The sequence below is a fragment of the Microcoleus sp. B3-D2 genome (assembly GCF_036705345.1).
GTDB lineage: Bacteria > Cyanobacteriota > Cyanobacteriia > Cyanobacteriales > Microcoleaceae > Microcoleus.
The window spans coordinates 59,703-79,094 of sequence record NZ_JAUBUG010000025.1 but is presented as its reverse complement, the minus strand read 5'-3'; the positions used below and the strand labels follow the sequence as shown (position 1 = coordinate 79,094).

The following is a 19,392-nucleotide window of genomic DNA, read 5'->3' as shown; positions in this document are numbered from 1 at the left end:
AGATAATGGAGGATTTCATAACTCCTTAAATCTCAGCATACCAGAAAATGTTATTTTACTATTTCAACCCGCCTACAGTCCGGAAGTAAACCCAATAGAAAGACTGTGGGGATATGTAAAAGAACAATTGAAATGGTTGAGGTTTGATGGTATAGAAGAATTGAGAACAGCGGTGCAAAAAGAGTTAGAAAAGTTGACGAAAGAAGTCGTTGCTTCTTTGACGGGATGGGAATTTATTTTAGAGGCATTATTTGTAGCAGGACTTTAGAAAATTGGTATAACTTCTAGCATTGTCGATAAAAAAATACGCGATATTTTATAATTTTACATTCATTTGTAGCTGTTGGATGATAAATATTAAAATATGTATTTCTATTGGATATTGATATCATAGAACAATTTATTTTTCAAGATCTCAAAATATTTAGAAAACAGTGATAGCAACTATACAATTATTTTCTGCCAATTCGCCCTCTCTCCACAACCCATCAAACACCGCTGACATCGGCTATCAACCGACAAAGCCGGAACCTTAAACCTCGCCCCACAGTTGGGACATTCCCACAGCCAGCATAAGTGATGCCGAGCCTGCTTCGCAGGAACTTCGTTAACACACCCGTAAGCGTTTTAAACTGCCACTCCATCTTATGACAAGGCGACTGGGCATAACAAGCCCCACACAACCGAATCGGTTCCTGTTTCATCCCAGCAGGCGGTAACATCTGCACTAACAGAATAATTAGGATTTTCTAACCATTCTACTTCATGTTTAATATGTTCCCAATCCCGTAATTGACTTTTTTTAGAGTTCCCATGCTCTGCCTAGGAATGCAGATGCTTTGGCTCTGCCTCGCCTTAATTACCAGCCTATTTCACAATACAAGACGCATCCAAAACCACTAGAATTTCATTCTGAAAAACAGTACAACTTGTGATTGCTGAAGCTAAGGCTGGAATTTTTCCTTGTTGGATAGAAAGCATCGCCTCCGGTGTAGAATCAAATTGATTTAGCCAGCCATCATCCTTTATATACTGAAGAGTCAAAGCATTGCGATCGATCATCCAAAAATCAACTCCATATTGATTAATAAAATTTTGCACTACAGCTCGATCGGGAGTGTAGTGAGCGCGAATTAAATCGTTAAGCCGCTGCCGATATTTGCTGTAGTAGCCTTTCTGATACGGCACTGCATATTCCTTTGCCACCAAAACCGAACGCTGACTAAATGTTGGCAAATGGTCAGTCTCTGGCGCGATTGAAGCAATCAAGATATCTTTAGGTTGTTGCTCAAAAAATTTGTACAAACCCGACATTTTACCTTCTACATAGCCGACGGTGGGAAATTTTTCGACCAAGCAGGGATAAAACACAACGGCGATAGCGATAATCGCTGTCGTAATTAGTGCAACTAGATTTTTTATATCAAATCTTGTTGCGGTTGTTGATGCCCAATAACCGACTCCATCGATAATTAAAGTTAGGGCGATCGCAGTTATCAACACAACAATAAATCGCAAGCTGTAGGCCGTATAGCGACCAGGTTGATACAGCTTAAAAATGGTAGCGTGAGCTGCAAAAAACATCGCCGAGGATGCTAAAAATAGCTGAAGCAAAAGCCAGATTTTGCTTTGAATCTGATTTGCTAAGGGAAAAGCCGATCGCAAAAACAGCAGCAGCGGAAATAATAGCCCGACACAGTGAGTTACAGGCGTAAACAGCGACTTGGGAAACATCCCGCTACCCCGCCCTGTCAACCAATAATCTTTAGGATTGGGACGAAAAAAAGCATTTCTGCCGCTGGGAACAAATTCGGCCATTTGCTTCGCTTCTGCTGCGGTATAAGTTGGGCCAAATTCAGAGTTATCTAAGGCATAGGGCAGCATTACTAAAAAGATTACTCCCAAACCTGTAGTGCAAAATAGGTAATTAGTTCGATCGCCCGACAAGCGCAAACCGCCGTTTTTCCAGCATAGCAGGCGCAAAACTAAAATTCCGGCAGCAACCAAGGCGTAAGGAGGATAGAATAGTCCGATCAGCGCTATCGCCCCCAAACAAGGCAGCAACGAACTGCGCGACAAATAATATAAAAAACCCAGAAATATCGGATAGATAAAAGCTCTTGGCGTTGTAGAAGCCAAATCATCTGTCATCCACATATGCTGATTTAACAGCAAAGATGCAATAAATCCAGTCATCGGCACTGGTAGCATTTCTAGGCAAAGACCAAAACAGTAATAAGTCGAGATTAACGCGAGAAATAGCGGCAATATTTTGTGAAGAAATAGCGGATGAATGCCAACTGTTGCGGCTAATTTGTAGAGCGTGCTGTATCCTGCGGGGGCGACTGATTGAAAGTAATTAGCAATGAAATCGTTGGGGAATAATTCAGGATCGACAAACCGCATCATCCAGAAAACGTGCTGCCTCGCATCGTCTTGCACCATATACTCGGCCCTGAAGGCTTGCTTGAGTCCTAAAAAAGCATAAAGTGCAGCAAATGTCAAGCTCAAAGTCAACCAAAATATTGTGTGTGATCGGGATTTGCGATCGACTGTAGCAGTTAGAAATTTGTGCAACCGAGCTATTAATACCATTAGAGATTTGAGATTCGAGATTAAAGAATCGGGAATGAGTGATTCTCAAACCTAAGATTATATCATGCCCCGTCAATTACCCCTAATAAAAACCGCTTTACTTTCAACTTCGCCCGATTTTAGATCATTTTCCAGGCCGCACACCCGCAATTTTAAGGCGAATCCGGTACAGACTTGTATTTGCCGTAATATAAAGCGTTTTGCGATCGCTTTCTCCCCAAGCCAAATTAGTCGCCGTCTCAGGCACAGAAATCTTCCCCAAAAGCTTGCCATCCGGCGAAAAAATCCACACTCCCCCCGGCCCGGTGCTGTAAACATTCCCCTCTAAATCAACTTTTAGACCGTCGGGAACTCCGCCTTGACTGGCGTCTTTTAAATCTGCTGCAAAAAGCCGCTCATTTGTAACAGTTCCGTCCGGTTTTACATCGAAAACGGCAATGTATCCCGCTTCCGAATTGTTGACATAAAGTTTTTGCTCGTCTGGTGAAAAGGCGATGCCATTTGGCAACACCAAATCCTTAACCAGCAGAGTTAATTTCCCGTCTGGTGCCAGCCTGTAAACACCGTAAAAACCCAATTCTTCCTGGTCTTTACTAACACCGTAGGACGGATCTGTAAAATAAATGCTGCCGTCGGATTTAACAACCAAATCGTTCGGACTGTTGAGCCTTTTTCCCTCGTATCTATCCGCCAACGTGATAACTTTGCCGTCTTTTTCAGTACGGGATACGCGGCGATTTTCGTGTTCGGCAGTAAGTAAGCGGTTTTCTTTGTCTAAAGTATTCCCGTTGGCTTTGCCCGAAGGCTTGCGAAATACCTCAACTTGCTGATTGGAGGCGAGTTTGTAGATAATATTGGCGGGAATATCGCTGAACAGCAAAAAACCCTCTGGATGCCAAATCGGGCCTTCTATAAATTGGAAATTGCCCGCTACTTTTTCTAATTTCGCACTGTCATCAAGAATATCTTGCACGGTGTTTTTTTTATCCCTATTTTCCGTTTGGGCGGTCAGTTTTGTTAAGTTCCCCCTAACTTTTTTGCTGGGGTTGCTGACTGCTAAACTTAATACTATCAACAACAAACTAATTGTAGCAATTTTGATTGTCATGTTTGCTCATAACTTAATTACTTCCTTCCCACCATAAGATTACCTATCTCCTGCTTTACTTCTTCCTTTCTTCTTTATTTGCTACAATAGCGCTATCGCGCCCCTTCGCTAACACATCTAAAGCAGTGCGTCAACTCACTATTTTGATAACATAAAAATATAATTTAGAGCGGTATTGAATTTAATAGTACCGTATGTAAGAAAAAAAAGAAGCTCGAAAATGCGAGCTTAATTATATTTAACTTAAAACGTTTCACCTGTCAACTGTTAAGCAGGAAATGACACGAATAGAAATGCAATACCGATCGCGAGCGCCCCTATACCCATCACAACAGACCAGAAGCGGTGATAACTGTTAACCACCGTACCGCTATCGCTTTCAAGCTGAATCAAATCCATCCAAGGTGCAACGCCCCGGCGGAACCAACCCAAAGTCCTAACATCCATTCCAATCAAACTTTTAACCCGTTTCATGCCAAACAGCAAATTACCAATTGGCCCAAAACGAGAAGCATAGCGCAGATAAATCATTCCCGTTCTGTCTTGCAATTTCAAATCAGAACCGAAGCTATAACCCGCATCGCCGCGACCAATTAATTCGCCTTGCAGTTGCGCCGGTTGACCCCGCAAAGGGCTTGCGTAAGGGTCAGACATTAAGGTTAAAACATCCAAGTGTTCTGCTTCTTCGTAATTGGGGAACATTACCAAAGTCTTCAGCAAAATTCCCGCACCCAAAGCGATTAAAGGACAAGCAACCATCATCATCGGGTTTACAGCATACAGGGAAATGCCGATCGCAAAACCCACCGCTAAGCCCAGAGTTTCTGCACTGTACAACAGCAAATCGAACACAAAATTGCCGTACAATCTCCGCTTGCTCAAATCGTTGCCTTCGCCGACAATCCGGCCCATGTCAAACTCAATATCCAAGCCTAATTGTTCGGCATAAGTGCTCAAAGCGCGAACTCGTTTACCCGTCAGCGGGTGAGTAGAGTTCAACTCCATCCACCAACCCCACGGATTAAACATATCCCACAAAAACACTCGCCCAATCTTTTCTGGTTCCGAAGAAATCCTGTAAGCAGTGCCAGTAGATGTGGCAGCTTTGGCATCGTAAATGCCTAAAGCGCGAGTTCCTTCTAATAAGCGGCTGGGTTCTGTTGCCCTTTGTCCTTCTTCCAAAATACCGTAAGCAATTTTTACCAAAGCGCGAGACAAAGCATTGGGGTTGCCAGTAGTTTCGGCAGCAAAATGGTCGGCAAAATATTCTCGCGTCCGCGACAAATACAGCAATAAATAAGTGCCAGCGATGTAAAACAAATAAGCAACAGCAGCTACAGTACCTGCTGCATCTTTAGCTTTTTCACCACCACTTCGACCCATCCTTTGAGCTGTAGTGTAAATTAAATAGGTAATCTGCACCAAAGTCGAAGCTAAAGTCATTACTGCAAAGTCCCAGTGGACGATGTGACCGAGTTCATGGGCGTAAACAGTGGCAATTTCCTCGTCGTCTAAATAGGTAAAAAGACCTTGACTGACGATTAAGCGAGCGCTGTTGGGAAATGAACCGTAAGTAAAAGCAGTAGGGTTTTGGTCGTCGATAATTCCTAAACGCGGCTGCTGGAGTTTTTTCTGCTTGCAAACCTTCTTAATAACTTTCGCTGTTTCGGGACTTAGGCTTTCAATTTCTGCTAGGGAAACCCAGCGAGTATGGTATAGCCAATTTTGGCTTAAGTCCATCAAGTAAGGCGATAAGAAAAAAGCAGCGATGTTAAAAATTAGAGTTATGGGAAGTGCGATCGCCAATCCGGCGACTGGATCGGGACTGTTGAGAATCAAAACAGAGGCTAAAGATAGCGCTAACACCATACCAAACAGCAGGCTGATGGTGACGCCGGAAGCTAAAACGAGATTTCCGCCAGTTTTCTGTATCAGTTTAACGCCGGGTTTGGCGGCTCGCCCTGCCTTGCGTAAAGGGGCGTGAGATGACATAATACTCTCCAAAGGTTATTGACAAATGGAAATGACCGTGGGATTTTATCTATACTTCACTGTTTTAACCTGTTAATGCGGATTGCTGTAAGGGGTCTCAACAAAAATATAGAATTTCCTCTAGAATTGTTAAGATTGAAAACCGCCCCGAAATTTATTTGTGCGGATTCAATTCAAAACTCAAAATTCAAAACCGAACAATCAAAACTATTTAAAAGTTACTGCCATGTCTATTATTGAAATTGCCCAAAAAACGCGCGTATCTGCTAGAAAATTGGCAGTTTTGTCCGCTAATACCAAAAATCAAGCTATTGAAGCTATTGCGAAAGCTTTAGAAGCTGCTGCGCCGGATATTGTGGCGGCGAATGCGGCTGACTGCAAGGCGGCCCAGGCGGATGGAATTGCGAAACCGCTGTACGATCGCCTAAAGTTGGATGAGAGCAAGTTGAAAAGTGCGATCGCAGGCGTGCGCGACGTTGCGAAACTCCCTGAGCCGATCGGTGTCGTGCAAATTCACCGCGAATTGGATACAGGATTAATTCTGAAGCGCATCACCTGTCCTTTGGGCGTTTTAGGCATTATTTTTGAAGCGCGCCCAGAAGCTTTAATTCAGATAGTATCCTTGGCAATCAAATCAGGAAACGGCGTCATTCTCAAAGGCGGCAAAGAGGCAGTCCGTTCCTGCGAAATCTTGACAAAAGTGATCCATCAAGCATTAGCCGAAACTGCGGTTAATCCAGAAGTCGTGCAGTTGCTCACGACGCGGGAAGAAACAATCGAACTGCTGAAAATGGATGAATATGTAGATTTGATTATTCCCAGAGGTTCTAATTCATTCGTGCGGTTCGTGCAGGAAAACACGCGGATTCCCGTGTTAGGACACGCCGACGGAATTTGTCATTTGTACGCAGACAAAGCGGCGGATATTCAGAAAGCAGTTGAGATTTCTGTAGATGCAAAAACCCAGTATCCAGCCGCCTGCAATGCCATTGAAACTTTGTTAGTTCACAGTGCGATCGCCCCCAAATTCCTGCCCGCAGTTGCCGAAGCTTTGCAGCAGAGAAAAGTCGAATTGCGGGGAGACGAAAAAACTCGCGCCATCCTCGAAAATATTGCCGAAGCAAATGAAGCGGATTGGTCTACAGAATACAGCGATTTAATTTTGTCAATCAAAATAGTAGATTCTGTGGAAGAGGCAATTAACCATATCAATACATACGGTTCCAGACATACAGATGTCATTGTCACCGAAGATAGCCAAGCCGCCGAGACATTTTTAAATGGAGTAGATGCGGCCGGAGTTTATCACAATTGTTCTACTCGATTTGCCGACGGTTTCCGCTACGGTTTCGGTGCAGAAGTGGGGATTAGCACGCAGCAAATGCCACCTCGCGGGCCTGTCGGTTTAGAGGGGTTAATTACCTATAAGTATCGAGTTGTTGGAGATGGTCATATTGCCGCTAGTTATGTAGGGAAAGATGCTAAGGAATTTACGCATCGAGATTTGTAATACAAGATTTACGCAACTGGCATAATTAGTAGGGTGCGTCAGAATCCGAGGCCCTGAATAATCACCCTAGAACTGCGTCTGACGCACCCTACAACTGGATAGAAGTGTGACACTTACGTAAGTCCCGATTATGACAGAAAATCCAAATCAACCCAGAGAATACGATGCTGTCCTTGGCGGTGAATCTCAAGTGCCATTGGCTGCGGCTGTCTTAGGCGGGATTCCCGGCGTTAAAAGTCGGTTAGCTTCTCCCATTGTCGAGGTGAAAATTGCTGCACTGTCTGAAGCGCTGAAATATGGAGATCCAGGTTTAGATTTAATAATTGCGGCACTCCAAGATGAATCAATCGCGGTGAAATTTGCAGCCTATTCGCTGCTGAAGGATAGAGATGAACCAAATCTAAAACAGCAGCTCCAAAAATATTTGCCTATCTTTGACTTTGATGTGATAACAGTTGATGCGTATGGAAAAGAAAACGGTCGCCGCCGTCATTATGCTCATTTCCTGCCCGAAGACTTAGGGAACGGAATTGTGCTGGAAATGGTTTACATTCCCGGTGGCACATTTATGATGGGTTCCCCAGCAACAGAAGAAAGACGAGAGGAGAGCGAAAGTCCGCAGCATCAAGTAACAGTACCCGCTTTTTATGCAGGCAAATATCCCATCACCCAAGCACAGTGGCAAGCAGTGATGGGAAACAACCCATCATATTTTAAAGGTGAAAAACGTCCTGTAGACACTGTATCGTGGGATGATGCCGTCGAATTCTGTGGCAAACTCTCGCAACAAACCGGGAAAAAATATCGCCTCCTGAGTGAAGCAGAATGGGAATACGCCTGTCGTGCTGGTACAACAACCCCATTCCATTTTGGGGAAACCATTACCTCCGATTTAGTCAACCATAACGGAAGCTCCCCCTACGCAAACGCCCCCAAAGGACTTAACCGCAGAAAAACAATCGATGTCGGGAGTTTTCCCCCCAATGCCTTTGGGCTGTACGATATGCACGGCAATGTTTGGGAATGGTGCAGCGATGAGTGGTACGAAAACTATAACGGCACACCAACTGACGGAAGTTCTTGGGAACCTGGCAGAGATAATACCCGATTGCTGCGTGGCGGTTCCTGGTCCTACTGTGCGGTCTTTTGCCGCAGTGCCTTTCGCCTCCGGTACGGGGGGGTCCTTAAAGGGTGGCGCTGGGGTTTTCGCGTAGCGGTAGCGTCGGTTTCTCCGTCGTCCTAGTTTTCCCGGCGAAGACTCTTCTTTACCCTTTTACCCTCTGCACTTTTGCCTTTTCCCTGACGGCAGAAGGGCAAGAGAAATCGAATTGTACCTAAATTTTAAAATAGAAAGCTGTTAGAAGCTTTCAAAGAGCATAAGTTAGCAGAAAAAGGAGGTGAATAAGCGCGATCGCAGTAGGGATGATTTTAAGAGTGCGCTGTTATATTATTGTTTCTTTCCCACATAGATGCCTGGTAAAACCCACCCAATAGCCTGTAGATACGGCATCTTAAGCCAAGTGTCCCTTCTCCTTCATCCATCCCAAAAAAAGCGATCGCCCTGACATTCAAACAAACTTAGCTACAATGAGCTATACTGTGCTCGGCGACTCCCCAAATCGAACAATTTGCCGTGGTTTATGTCTAACTCCTCCCTCCTCACCCCTGGTTCGACTCTCGAAAAACGCTACCGCATCCTCCGCGAATTGGGCCGCGGTGGCTTCGGGCGCACTTACCTCGCCGAAGACATCAACCGCTACAACGAATCTTGCGTACTCAAAGAGTTTTCTCCGGTTGTTCACAGCCCGAAAGCGGCCGAATTGTTCGATCGCGAAGCGAGTATGCTTTACCACCTCCAACACCCGCAAATTCCAAGCTTTCGAGAACTTCTGCGAACGGATTTGGGCGGGAATCCATCTTTATTTTTAGTGCAAGATTATATCAAGGGTCAAACCTATGAAGAAATATTGATATCGCGCCAGCAGCAAGGTAAAAATTTTACCGAAGCAGAAGTTACTCAACTGCTATTTCAGCTTTTACCAGTTTTAGAATACATCCACTCAAAAAATTTAATTCACCGCGATATTTCCCCGGATAATATTATTCAGCATGATGCTGACAAACTACCATTTTTAATTGATTTCGGTTCTGTCAAACAAATCGCAGCCAATGCCGTACTTCAGTTTAACGGACAATCCGATACGGCGATCGGCAAACAGGGTTATTCGCCGGCAGAACAAATACGACTGGGGAAAGTTTCTGCTGCTAGCGATTTGTACGCTTTAGCCGTCACGGCTTTGGTACTGCTAAGCGGCAAAAAGCCTCAAAAATTGTACGATATCAATAATAAAACTTGGGATTGGCGATCGCACGTCAGTGTCAGCTCAAATTTAGCCACGGTATTGGATCGGATGTTAGCAGAACAACCGGGCGATCGCTACCAATCTGCAAAAGCAGTCCGCGAAGCACTCAAAGATCCAAAACAATCTCAAATTGGCAGTATAATTTCCCAAATGGTGACAATGAACTTTGTGGGCCGCCCTTTCAAAAACACCACTCAAACTGCTACCAGCAATCATACTCCTGTTCACCAAAATCCTCAACTGGTTAATAACAACAGCACATTCAACTTAATTCCTTGGAAAATCCTAGGGAGTTTAAGTGTCGTTTTGGTGCCAGGAATGTTAGCTTTTAGTGTAGTCAAATCTGGTTTCACGTTGCCCAAGTTGCCGGATTTACCTAAATTTACTTCGCGCCAGCAACCTCCCGATACATCCTTAGAGGAAGCCGAAATAATTCGTCAAGAAAAAATTGGTAAACGGCGCAAAAATCTCAACATTAATCAAGATATATTCTATCAAAAAGTGGATGAATTATATTACAATAAATATCCCGAATTACAAGGGCGCAGCTTGACAGAAAAGCCAGAAGATGCTGAAATTAGGCGGAAATGGTATGAAGTTGCTGAGGATTTACTGGACAAGTTGGAGAAAGGAGGAGAGTTGTGAAATTTAAGAGAGAATAAGAGTGATTGAACCGCAGAGGGCGCAAAGAGCGCAGAGGGAGAAGGAAAAGGGCAAAAAAAGAGAGGGAAGAGAAAGAGAACTTTATCTGGTTTAATACAAATTGGTATAGACAACGCACTTTTAGTTTATTGCAAAATGGATTCTATTCAACTTACAGGAATTCGCTGCTACGGATATACGGGCTATCTGCCGGAAGAGCAAGTTTTGGGACAGTGGTTTGAAGTGGATGTTACTCTATGGCTCGATTTATCGCAAGCTGGAAAAAGTGATGATATTCAACATACTCTTGATTACCGCAGCGCAATTACTCTGATTCAAAAGCTAGTCCAAGAGTCGAAATTTTTATTAATCGAACGCCTAGCAGATACTATTGCTCAAGCGCTTTTAGAACTACCGTTAGTCGAGAAAGTCAAGTTACACCTCTCAAAACCTGCCGCCCCTATCCCTGATTTTGGTGGCAGAATTACTCTAGAAATTACTAGAAGTCATTAGTCAATAGTCATCAGTCATTAGCCCTTAATACTTAGCCACTCTACTGTCTTCCCGATACCCGCTAGGGCGTGTTTTAAAACTACTGATTGTGAACTTCACAGCTCGGAGATTTCCCTACATCCCCCTTAAAAATACCCACTTTGAGGTATTTGCTCTTTTGAAGGGGGATGGGGGAATATAAGGGTTTGAAAACACGCCCTAGTTCCTACGCACAGTCAAAACTAATCTCCGCGATCGCACTTGATTAATCTCAGTACAGCTCTTAATGAAGAGCGGAGAATTTGATTCTGTATAAACTGTCTGGTTCTTGATTAGTCATAGCTTCGATTTTATCAATCTTACCTTTATAGAAATAAGGTCGAATTGTATTAACCGATGGCATTTGCTTGAAGGCGTAGTACAGTACCACTGGTTCCTGATGAAACTGACAGGCTGTGATATACCCAACCAGAGCGTGTTCAAAAGAATGGTAAGCATTTTTCCAAGGCCACTGTTTGGGTAGCTCCTGAAGAGGTTTGTTCGTTGAATCATCAACGCCAGTCCAAACTTCACCGTACTTCCGATCAACAAAATAGTTGAACCAGTAATCGTAAGTTTGTGGAAGGTAAATTGCTAAAGAGTGGTTTTCTAGAGCCAGTGAGGCAGCAAATTGGTCGAGTTCTGCATAGATCCACCAATCTTTATTTAGGTTAACTTTACCCCCTTGATTGATTGCGGATGCCCAGGAACCCGATTTAGGGAGATAGGCTCGTTCTAGAACCTTGGGCCCATTTTTTTCGGCAAACTTGACCAGTGTCTGGTTGCCACTAAGTAAACCCGCCATACGGATCATCCACATCGCTTTAATAGTGTGTCCAAAATCAACTTTTATGTTTTGGATATCCCTATCAAAGGGTGAATTCGCGGCATAAAAAAACAAATTCTCATTAGGAAAATAGAATTGATTAAGCATAATATTTGAAAGATCTACCAAATCCTGTTTCCATTCCGCTTGGTATGGTTCAGGCAGGATTGGAGTAATCAGAACCATGTATGCGTTCATCTGGTCTAGTTGAGCAGTCAAACGCTTATCAAGAGCTTTCCCATCGTCTCCGTCTTTTAACTGCCACTGTAGCGCCTTCAGTTTTGGGTTATAGTATGTTTTGAAAATATAATCTTTGACGGCTAGAATGTCGGGTAAGACTTCTGGATCACGGGTCAAGTAGTAATAAAAGCTGATGCCCAGAAGAGAATAAGCCAGTTCTTGAGGATTGCGGTACTCAACCGATGGTTGCCAAGACTTTGTTTCACCATCCCAGAAGGCATAGGTGCCACCATGTTGGCGATCGAAACTGTTCTGACGCAGATAATCTACACCTGCTTTCGCATACTGCAAATAGTTGGAATCACCCGTTAAGTGGAAGGCTACTCCATAGCCATAGATCTGCCGAGATATAGAAACAACATAGTTGCGATTCCTCATCAGCCAAGCGTTGTCTTTAATTTCCGGGCAGGGATTGCTACGGTCAAGCAGTGTTCCATCGTTACAACGAACAGAAGGGAAATTGCCGATTGGATCTCCTAAAGCAGCCGGCATTGTCCAGAAGGGAAGAAGTTCATTCTGGACATGATTCAACCAACGTTGGGCAGTTGGAAGTTGGGACGGAAGATGGTTAGTAGAGGTTAGGCCAGGCAGAATAACTTGATCCTGAGAATAACCTGGCCGGGCATTCATAGCCCAAGAAGCCACCCCAAAGTAGCTACCAAAAGGTAAAACGCACAGTAAACAAACAGCTAAAGAAGTGATGGTAAATTGAATCGAATTCCATCGCATATTTTTATAGAGGAAGAGCGAAATGTTTGTTTACTCGATCGCAATTGGGATCAGAAAGTCCTTCCCAGAGGCAAATAACCAAAAACTCCCTAAGTCGCCCAAAACATCGGGGGGGACAAGAGTATTTCTCAAAGTCCCCCTTATTAAGGGGAGCCGCTGCCACCAGAAGGGTCTCCCCAAGTATCGCCGTGGGGCGTGGATTTAGGGGGAGCTAGACTCTACTACAAGCGAGATTTACAGAGGTTTTCAGTCTTAAGTTGACACCAATGCCTACTGCCTATGGCTAACTGACTAATTACCACTTCAGCAAGTTAAATTCTTCCATGTCTACGGTATTGCGGTTGCGATAAATCGCCAAAACAATTGCCAAACCCACCGCAGCTTCAGCCGCCGCTACCGTAACTACAAACACGGTAAATACTTGGCCCTTAACTTGTACGGGGTCGAGATAATTGGAGAAACCCATCAAATTGAGATTGACAGCATTCAGCATCAACTCGATCGACATCAACACGCGCACTGCATTTCGGCTGGTAATCAAACCGTAAATACCAATACAGAAAAGTGCGGCGGCTAATAACAGGAAATACTGGAGTTGCAGTTGCATAAATTTTTTGAGTCTTTCTCAATCAACATTACTACAAGACAGAGAGATAGGTGCAGTGAACACCCTACTGTAGCGTGTCTAAATCATTCATACACTAGGGGTAGTGATAGCTACCTACCTCCGAGCGGGGCAACCACGGGTAAATTGCCCCTCCCTTAAATGTACGAATCATTTAGACTAACTACTTTTATTTAGATTCTGGCGAAGACACATCTCCGGCAGAAACTAATTCGCGAGGTCTTTCCGGCAAACTCAAAGCAGGTGTTTCGGATAGCTTCTTTGACAGTTCATCCGGGAAAAAATCGCGGCGCGCCAAGACAATTGCTCCCACCATTGCCATCAACAAAAACACTGATGCTAACTCGAAAGGCAGCAAAAAGTCGGTGAAGAAATGTTTGGCGATCGTGACGATCGAACTTTCTGCCGGTGCTCCTGTCGTCGCGACAATAGTCCAAGGAGTAGACACCACCATCGTACCCAAAAGCGCAAACAAGCCTACGCAAACTACTGCTGTTGCTACTTGACGCACCCAAGCGTTGGGAATTATGCGGAAATCTTCTCGCTTGTTCACCAACATAATCGCAAACAAAATCAAGACGTTAACAGCGCCAACATAAATCAATACCTGCGCTGCTGCTACAAAGTCGGCATTCAGCAACAAGTACAAGCCGGCAATGCTGGTAAATACGCCGCACAGCAAAAAAGCTGAGTAAACGATGTTGGATAACAGCACTACTCCTAGTGCTCCTCCAATCATCATTACGGACAGTATGCCAAATGAAACAAATTGAACCCCTTCAGCTAGATTCACAATTTTTTATCCTTTGGTAATTGGTAATTGGGAATTGGTAATTGGGCATGAGGACATTGGGCATGGGGCATTGGGCATTTGTTAGTAGTTATTTAGTTATTAGAAAAACTACTAACAAGTAACCACTCATCACTAATTACTAACTATGCCCCATGCCCCATGCCCCATGCCCCATTACCTACTTTTCGATAATTTCCTCTGGACGCAGACCGGCGCGGCGATCGGTGTAGGAAACTTCATGGGGGTCGATCGCACCTTTCGGCAAGTAAGCGAATTCCCGCATCGGTGTCACCATCGGGTCATCTGTAACCTTGTAGGGCAAACGTCCGAGAGCCACGTTGTCAAAATTCAATTCGTGGCGCTCGTAGGTGGCTAACTCATATTCTTCTGTCATCGACAAACAATTAGTCGGACAATATTCTACGCAGTTGCCGCAGAAGATACAAACACCGAAATCGATACTGTAGTGCTTGAGTTGTTTCTTCTTGGTTTCTTTGTTAAATTCCCAATCCACTACAGGTAAGTTGATCGGACATACCCGAACGCAAACTTCGCAGGAGATGCACTTGTCAAATTCAAAGTGAATTCTGCCCCTAAAACGTTCGGAAGGAATTAATTTTTCGTAAGGATACTGCACCGTAATCGGGCGGCGTCTCATGTGGTCAAAAGTAACACCTAGACCTTGACCGATATACTTAGCAGCTTGAAAACTTTCTTTGGCGTATTCGCCTACTTGATTGAGGAATTTTAACATGGTGTTCTCTCTCTGTACTTGAGTTTTTGGTAATAGCTAATTGATAATAGGTAATTGGTTAACAGCTATTTTTTTTAGCTGTTGCCATTTACCTATTATCAATTAACCGCCAAAAGCAAAGGGAAAGGCAAGCTTCAAAGCTGCGGTCAATAGCAAATTAACTAAAGCAACGGGCAGCAAAAACTTCCATCCCAAATCTAGCAATTGGTCGATCCGAACTCGCGGCAGAGTCCAGCGGAGCAGAACTGCCAGAAACAGGAAAAAGTAGGCTTTCAACATGGTCATTGTAATGCCCAGCAAGCCAGTAATTACCTGCAACCAAGGAGTCGTCTCGCTCAATCCCAGCGCATTTGTCAGCACTTCGACAGGAATCGGGGATTCCCAGCCGCCGAGGTACAAAACTGCTACTAGGAGGCAAGAAAGGACGAGGTTAACGTAGGAAGCGATGTAGTACAAAGCAAATTTCATGCCTGTGTACTCAGTCTGATATCCTGCTACCAATTCTTCTTCTGCTTCCGGGAGGTCAAAGGGCAACCGTTCGCATTCTGCTAGTGCGGAGATCCAGAAAATCAGGAAACCTGCTGGTTGCCGCCAGATATTCCAGCCGACAATGCCGTAGCCGGCTTGCTGGTGTACGATGTCGATCGTACTGAGGCTATTGGACATCATCACGACTGCCAATACTGCCAAAGCTAGGGGAATTTCGTAGCTGAGGGATTGAGCCGCGGCTCTGAGTCCGCCGAGGAGGGCGTATTTGTTGTTTGAAGCATAGCCGGACATCAGCAAGCCGATCGGCTGAATGCTAGAAAGAGCAATCCACAGAAATATCGCTGTCCCCATATCGGCGATCAGCATATGCTCTCCGAAGGGCACGATTAAGTAGGAGAGAAAAACTGGAATCACCACAATTACCGGGCCTAGGGTAAATAGCAGCGCGTCAGCTTTTGCCGGTACAATGTCTTCTTTGAATACCAACTTCAGACCGTCAGCAACGGGTGCTAGCACTCCCAGAGGGCCGATAAATTCCGGGCCTACCCGCTGTTGAGCGGCGGCGGAAATTTTCCGTTCCAGCCAGACGCTAGTGAGTACCCCGAAAACGGCAGCGACAATCATCAGCAACATCGGCAGCGGTAGCCAAAGCACTTGGGCGATGTCCGCCGGTAAGCCCAAATTCATGAGGGCTTCTACGAAACTTCCTTGTAAGTCAATTCCTGGGTTCATTTGTCCAGCTTTTGAGCGGTCAGCATATAATTTTTCACCCGTCCTTCGTAGGAGTAGGCTTAGAAATCGGGGTCTTTGTAAAGATTTTTAATGCTTTACCGCCTAATAGTATATCGCCCGACAGGCTCCAAGAACGCACAGACAGGGTGAAGTTCTAATTATATGAGCCCGCAGCGTAGCTAATGGGTGGGTAATTTATGTATTTTTACTTAGTCGATCGAGCTGATCGATTTTAGATTTTAGGTTTTAGGTTTTAGATTGAACATTGAATGCCAAACAAAAGGGCCCAGAGTTAACTCTGGGCCCTTTTAATGCTTTAAAGTAACTTTCAAATGGCTTAAACCATTGATTTTACGTCACTTTTTTTATGGAACTGGGCAGAATCGAACTGCCGTCCAAAGCGGGTATTTACCTTCCGATCGTTCACAGGTTTATCCCTTCTAATCCTCAGGGCGGGAACCATCTTTATCCCAAATGGGGGGATTTTCTAGTGATTGCTTTCCTAGCTAGCCGACTAGAAACGTTTAGCTAGGGCATCCGTTGGGGGTTGTTATGCTACCGTTAACGGAGTGAGGTGGCATACACTCTAAACCAAGCTCAAGAAGTTTTTAGGCTACAGCTACGGCTTTGCGAGCGAAAGGAACGATGTTGTTCGCATTTACTATTTTTTTTGAGCCGATATTAACGAGAGTAGACTCCCTCTCGACCTGCATCACGGAGCAGCTTTCGCCACCCTGTCGAAACCATTACAGCCCCTCGTGTGTTCTTTTATGATAGACAATATTTCGTGTTGCGTCAAGTCAACCGATTTTAGATTTTGGATTTGGGATTTTGGCACAAAGCTGAGTCTGGAATATTTACATCTTGCACCATTTTCTTGAACAGGCTTTCCGGCCTGTTGCACAAGAGTTGAGTTTTCCTGTGGGGTGGGCCGAAGAGCCCGCCCAGGTTTATTGACAAGGGTGCAAAATGTCAGCCCTGCCAAGTTTAATGCAAATTTTCGTCCCAGACGCCGATGTAAATCCGATCGCGCTCGTTGCGTTCGATCATCCCTTCAAGCGAACCCTTCCTAAACGTAAACCGATTACTCCGGCGCTGCTGCACGTCGCCCAAGCCTTGCAAAATCTCCCGGCTGGCGCCGCCCACCATCCCGTTTAAGGCGGTTCGCACCACCAAATCGTCCACCGACTGGGCAAAAGAACCCTCTGTTTGTACTAGCTCGCCCGAATCGCGATCGTAAATGTAGCCGAGAGTAATCCGATTTGGCAATATTTCGTAAAGTGCCGTGCGAGTATTCGGCCAATAGCCCCGCGCTTGAGAGTCAGTGGGTTCTCCCAATTCCGATAAAATCTGACTTTCGGCCGTACCAACGGCATATCCAGGGATTGTGGGAGTCTTCTGATAATTGGTTCCCGGTTGTTCGCTGGGTGCGGGCGATCGATCTGGCGGCAACTCTTTGTCAACAAGTTTTTCCGTTGGTGTGGGTTCGGCAGCCTCCGGAGAAGGCGCTGGTGTTGGCGCTGGGGCTGGTGTTGGAGTTTCAGCAGCAGGCGCTGGAGTTTCAACAGCAGGCGCTGGAGTTTCAGCAGCCGGCGCTGGAGTTTCAGCAGCGGGCGCTGGAGTTTCTCTGCGAGTCGGGGCTGGCGTTGATGTCGGCGCGGGAATTGGTGCGGGGCTTGAGCGCGCGTCTGGATCTGCAGGGGCCGAAGTGCGATCGTCCTGGGCTACCGGTGCGGGTTCCGAAGACGGCCGATTGAGGAAAACCCTAGCAATCCCGACCAAACCTGCAACAATAAGTGCGATCGCCACGAACCCCAAAATCCACCAAACCTTGCGGTTGTTGTTCCCTGAAGGGACCACAGCAGGCGCGGTTCTGGAACCCACAGGCGACTGAGGCCCGTGTCCCGGAATCACCGCCACCGTCGGCCCGGTGCTCGGCGACGCTGCACCCTCCTGCCCGTGAAGCAGCGACAGCCACTCATCCACGGTAGCAGGGCGATTTTGAGCTTCTACCGTCATCCCCCGCATCACTGCAGAGCTGACAGCCGCACTTAGCTGAGGCTGCAAGTCGCGGGGCGAAGGCATCGGCTGACTGGTACGCAAAATTGCAGCCACCGGCACCTGTGCTGTGAGTAAAGTGTAAAGCGTCGCCGCCATACCGTAAACATCTGTGGCGGGCGTATATTTTCCTTGGGCAAAATACTGTTCTGGCGGCGCGTAGCCATCGGACACCATATTAGTGTGACTTTGGGTTGCACCGGGAGTAAACTCGCGGGCAATGCCAAAGTCAATTAGCACGACTTCCTGAGTACCTTGGCGCAAAAGAATGTTTTGCGGCTTGACATCTCGGTGCAGCAAACCCTTTTGATGAACAACTTTTAAAGCACCGCCAATTTGAGTGATGTAGAGAATTGCGAGATTTTCTGGCAGCGGATTATTTGAACCGACTACATCGCCCAAATTCTGACCGGCTATGTAGTCCATCACCATGTAAGGCTGCCCGTCTTCCACAAAGAAATCGCTGACGCGGACAATATTCGGATGAACGCAGGAAGCTAACCGCCTCGCTTCGTCTTGAAACTTGCGATCGAACTCAGCAAAATTGGGTTGCTGCCGCAGAGATTCGTTGAGGGTTTTAATGACTACAGGCTGTCCTAAATAGCGGTGATTTGCCCTGAAAGTTATTCCAAAGCCGCCGCGTCCCAATTCTTGTTCGAGGGTGTACTTTCCACCCTGTAAAGTTTTGCCGATTAGCGCATCCATATGTCCAGGCGATCGCGTACCAGATAATATCGCTGATTATGGCACGTATGGTCGGCTCTCCTCACCAGTCCAAAGAGCGATCGCTCAACCCCTGTATTAGTTAACCTGTTAGAAACACTACTCATAATGCGTCCACATCCGCAAAATTTTGATCGTATTCTCGGACTCAATCACCTCGTACACCAGACGATGCTGAATGTTGATTCGCCGTGAATATGCACCTTCCAAATCTCCCACCAATTTCTCGTAGGGTGGCGGATTCTGAAACGGATTGGTTTGAATAATGTCGAGTAACTCTTGCGCTTTGTCTCGTAAATTGCTAGAAGCGAGCTTTTTGGCATCTTTCTGTGCCTGTTTGGTATATACCAGATTCCACTTCACCACTCCAACTCCCTAGCGCAATCCTCGATCGGCGTTGCCATTCCTTCCCGAATCGATTCCCGCATCCCTGGCACTGAGAGAAGATACAGCGTCTCCTGCACAGATGCCCAGTCCGATTCAGATAATAACACTGCATTGCTAGTCTGTCCTGCAATCACAATAGGTTGGTGCGACTGACTCACCGAATCGATCAACTGCTGCAACTGCTTTTGGGCTTCATTGATTGGAATCATAATCTTCCACTTTTCTAAATACGCTTTTCTCGATGATGTTGGGTGGCTGTAGACACTCCCTTAATTATGAGCGATCCTTCCCTTTC

The 19,392-nt window shown here is 45.6% G+C and carries 16 protein-coding genes and 1 other RNA gene; 5 read left to right on the top strand and 12 right to left on the bottom strand.

Going from position 1 to position 19,392, the window contains the following annotated elements; translation table 11 throughout:
* A partial coding sequence (locus QUB14_RS12040; RefSeq protein WP_333217208.1) for a transposase occupies positions 1-268 on the top strand: 268 nt, incomplete at its 5' end.
* 599 nt (positions 269-867) lie between these two features.
* On the opposite strand, the gene QUB14_RS12035 is transcribed toward QUB14_RS12040, so the two are convergent.
* The 3 genes from QUB14_RS12035 to QUB14_RS12025 all read right to left on the bottom strand — a co-directional run bounded on the left by QUB14_RS12035 (position 868) and on the right by QUB14_RS12025 (position 5,695).
* Positions 868-2,595 (bottom strand): hypothetical protein, encoded by a 1,728-nt coding sequence (locus QUB14_RS12035; protein ID WP_333217207.1) that lies wholly within the window; start codon positions 2,593-2,595, stop codon positions 868-870.
* A gap of 124 nt (positions 2,596-2,719) precedes the next feature.
* Positions 2,720-3,703, bottom strand: coding sequence for an SMP-30/gluconolactonase/LRE family protein (locus QUB14_RS12030; protein WP_333217206.1), 984 nt, complete (start codon positions 3,701-3,703; stop codon positions 2,720-2,722).
* Between the two features lie 267 nt (positions 3,704-3,970).
* Positions 3,971-5,695 (bottom strand): zinc metalloprotease HtpX, encoded by a 1,725-nt coding sequence (locus tag QUB14_RS12025; RefSeq protein WP_333217205.1) that lies wholly within the window; start codon positions 5,693-5,695, stop codon positions 3,971-3,973.
* A 226-nt stretch (positions 5,696-5,921) separates the two neighbouring features.
* Here QUB14_RS12025 and QUB14_RS12020 point away from each other — a divergent pair, with 226 nt between their 5' ends.
* From QUB14_RS12020 to folB, 4 genes are all read left to right on the top strand, one after another.
* Entirely contained in the window at positions 5,922-7,205 is a 1,284-nt protein-coding gene (locus QUB14_RS12020; protein WP_333217204.1) for a glutamate-5-semialdehyde dehydrogenase, read from the top strand.
* Positions 7,206-7,335: 130 nt separating this feature from the next.
* Positions 7,336-8,448: a formylglycine-generating enzyme family protein gene (locus QUB14_RS12015; RefSeq protein WP_333217203.1), complete on the top strand. Its 1,113-nt coding sequence runs from the start codon at positions 7,336-7,338 to the stop codon at positions 8,446-8,448.
* 397 nt (positions 8,449-8,845) lie between these two features.
* Entirely contained in the window at positions 8,846-10,213 is a 1,368-nt protein-coding gene (locus tag QUB14_RS12010) for a serine/threonine-protein kinase (protein WP_333217202.1), read from the top strand.
* A gap of 153 nt (positions 10,214-10,366) precedes the next feature.
* The gene (gene folB, locus QUB14_RS12005) at positions 10,367-10,723 is read left to right on the top strand and encodes a dihydroneopterin aldolase (RefSeq protein WP_333217201.1); all 357 of its coding nucleotides are present in this window, start codon (positions 10,367-10,369) and stop codon (positions 10,721-10,723) included.
* Positions 10,724-10,985: 262 nt separating this feature from the next.
* On the opposite strand, the gene QUB14_RS12000 is transcribed toward folB, so the two are convergent.
* The 9 genes from QUB14_RS12000 to QUB14_RS11960 form a co-directional block, all read right to left on the bottom strand.
* Positions 10,986-12,536 carry an AGE family epimerase/isomerase gene (locus QUB14_RS12000; RefSeq protein WP_333217200.1) on the bottom strand — a complete coding sequence of 517 codons (1,551 nt, stop codon included), beginning with the start codon at positions 12,534-12,536 and terminating at the stop codon, positions 10,986-10,988.
* A 295-nt stretch (positions 12,537-12,831) separates the two neighbouring features.
* On the bottom strand, positions 12,832-13,137 hold the full coding sequence (gene nuoK, locus QUB14_RS11995) for an NADH-quinone oxidoreductase subunit NuoK (RefSeq protein WP_199292736.1): 306 nt from the start codon (positions 13,135-13,137) through the stop codon (positions 12,832-12,834).
* A gap of 193 nt (positions 13,138-13,330) precedes the next feature.
* Entirely contained in the window at positions 13,331-13,954 is a 624-nt protein-coding gene (locus tag QUB14_RS11990) for an NADH-quinone oxidoreductase subunit J (protein ID WP_333217199.1), read from the bottom strand.
* 178 nt (positions 13,955-14,132) lie between these two features.
* On the bottom strand, positions 14,133-14,708 hold the full coding sequence (ndhI, locus tag QUB14_RS11985; protein WP_333217198.1) for an NAD(P)H-quinone oxidoreductase subunit I: 576 nt from the start codon (positions 14,706-14,708) through the stop codon (positions 14,133-14,135).
* A gap of 102 nt (positions 14,709-14,810) precedes the next feature.
* Positions 14,811-15,929: an NADH-quinone oxidoreductase subunit NuoH gene (nuoH, locus tag QUB14_RS11980; RefSeq protein WP_333217197.1), complete on the bottom strand. Its 1,119-nt coding sequence runs from the start codon at positions 15,927-15,929 to the stop codon at positions 14,811-14,813.
* A 365-nt stretch (positions 15,930-16,294) separates the two neighbouring features.
* Positions 16,295-16,685, bottom strand: a transfer-messenger RNA (tmRNA) gene (gene ssrA / locus QUB14_RS11975).
* 231 nt (positions 16,686-16,916) lie between these two features.
* Positions 16,917-18,692, bottom strand: a complete 1,776-nt coding sequence (locus tag QUB14_RS11970) for a protein kinase domain-containing protein (protein WP_333217196.1) — start codon at positions 18,690-18,692, stop codon at positions 16,917-16,919.
* Between the two features lie 117 nt (positions 18,693-18,809).
* Positions 18,810-19,076 carry a Txe/YoeB family addiction module toxin gene (locus QUB14_RS11965; RefSeq protein ID WP_333217195.1) on the bottom strand — a complete coding sequence of 89 codons (267 nt, stop codon included), beginning with the start codon at positions 19,074-19,076 and terminating at the stop codon, positions 18,810-18,812.
* A complete protein-coding gene (locus QUB14_RS11960; protein ID WP_333203113.1) occupies positions 19,070-19,306 on the bottom strand; it encodes a type II toxin-antitoxin system Phd/YefM family antitoxin in 237 nt (78 codons plus the stop codon). The genes QUB14_RS11965 and QUB14_RS11960 overlap by 7 nt, the downstream gene beginning before the upstream one ends.
* Between the last annotated feature and the right edge of the window lie 86 nt (positions 19,307-19,392).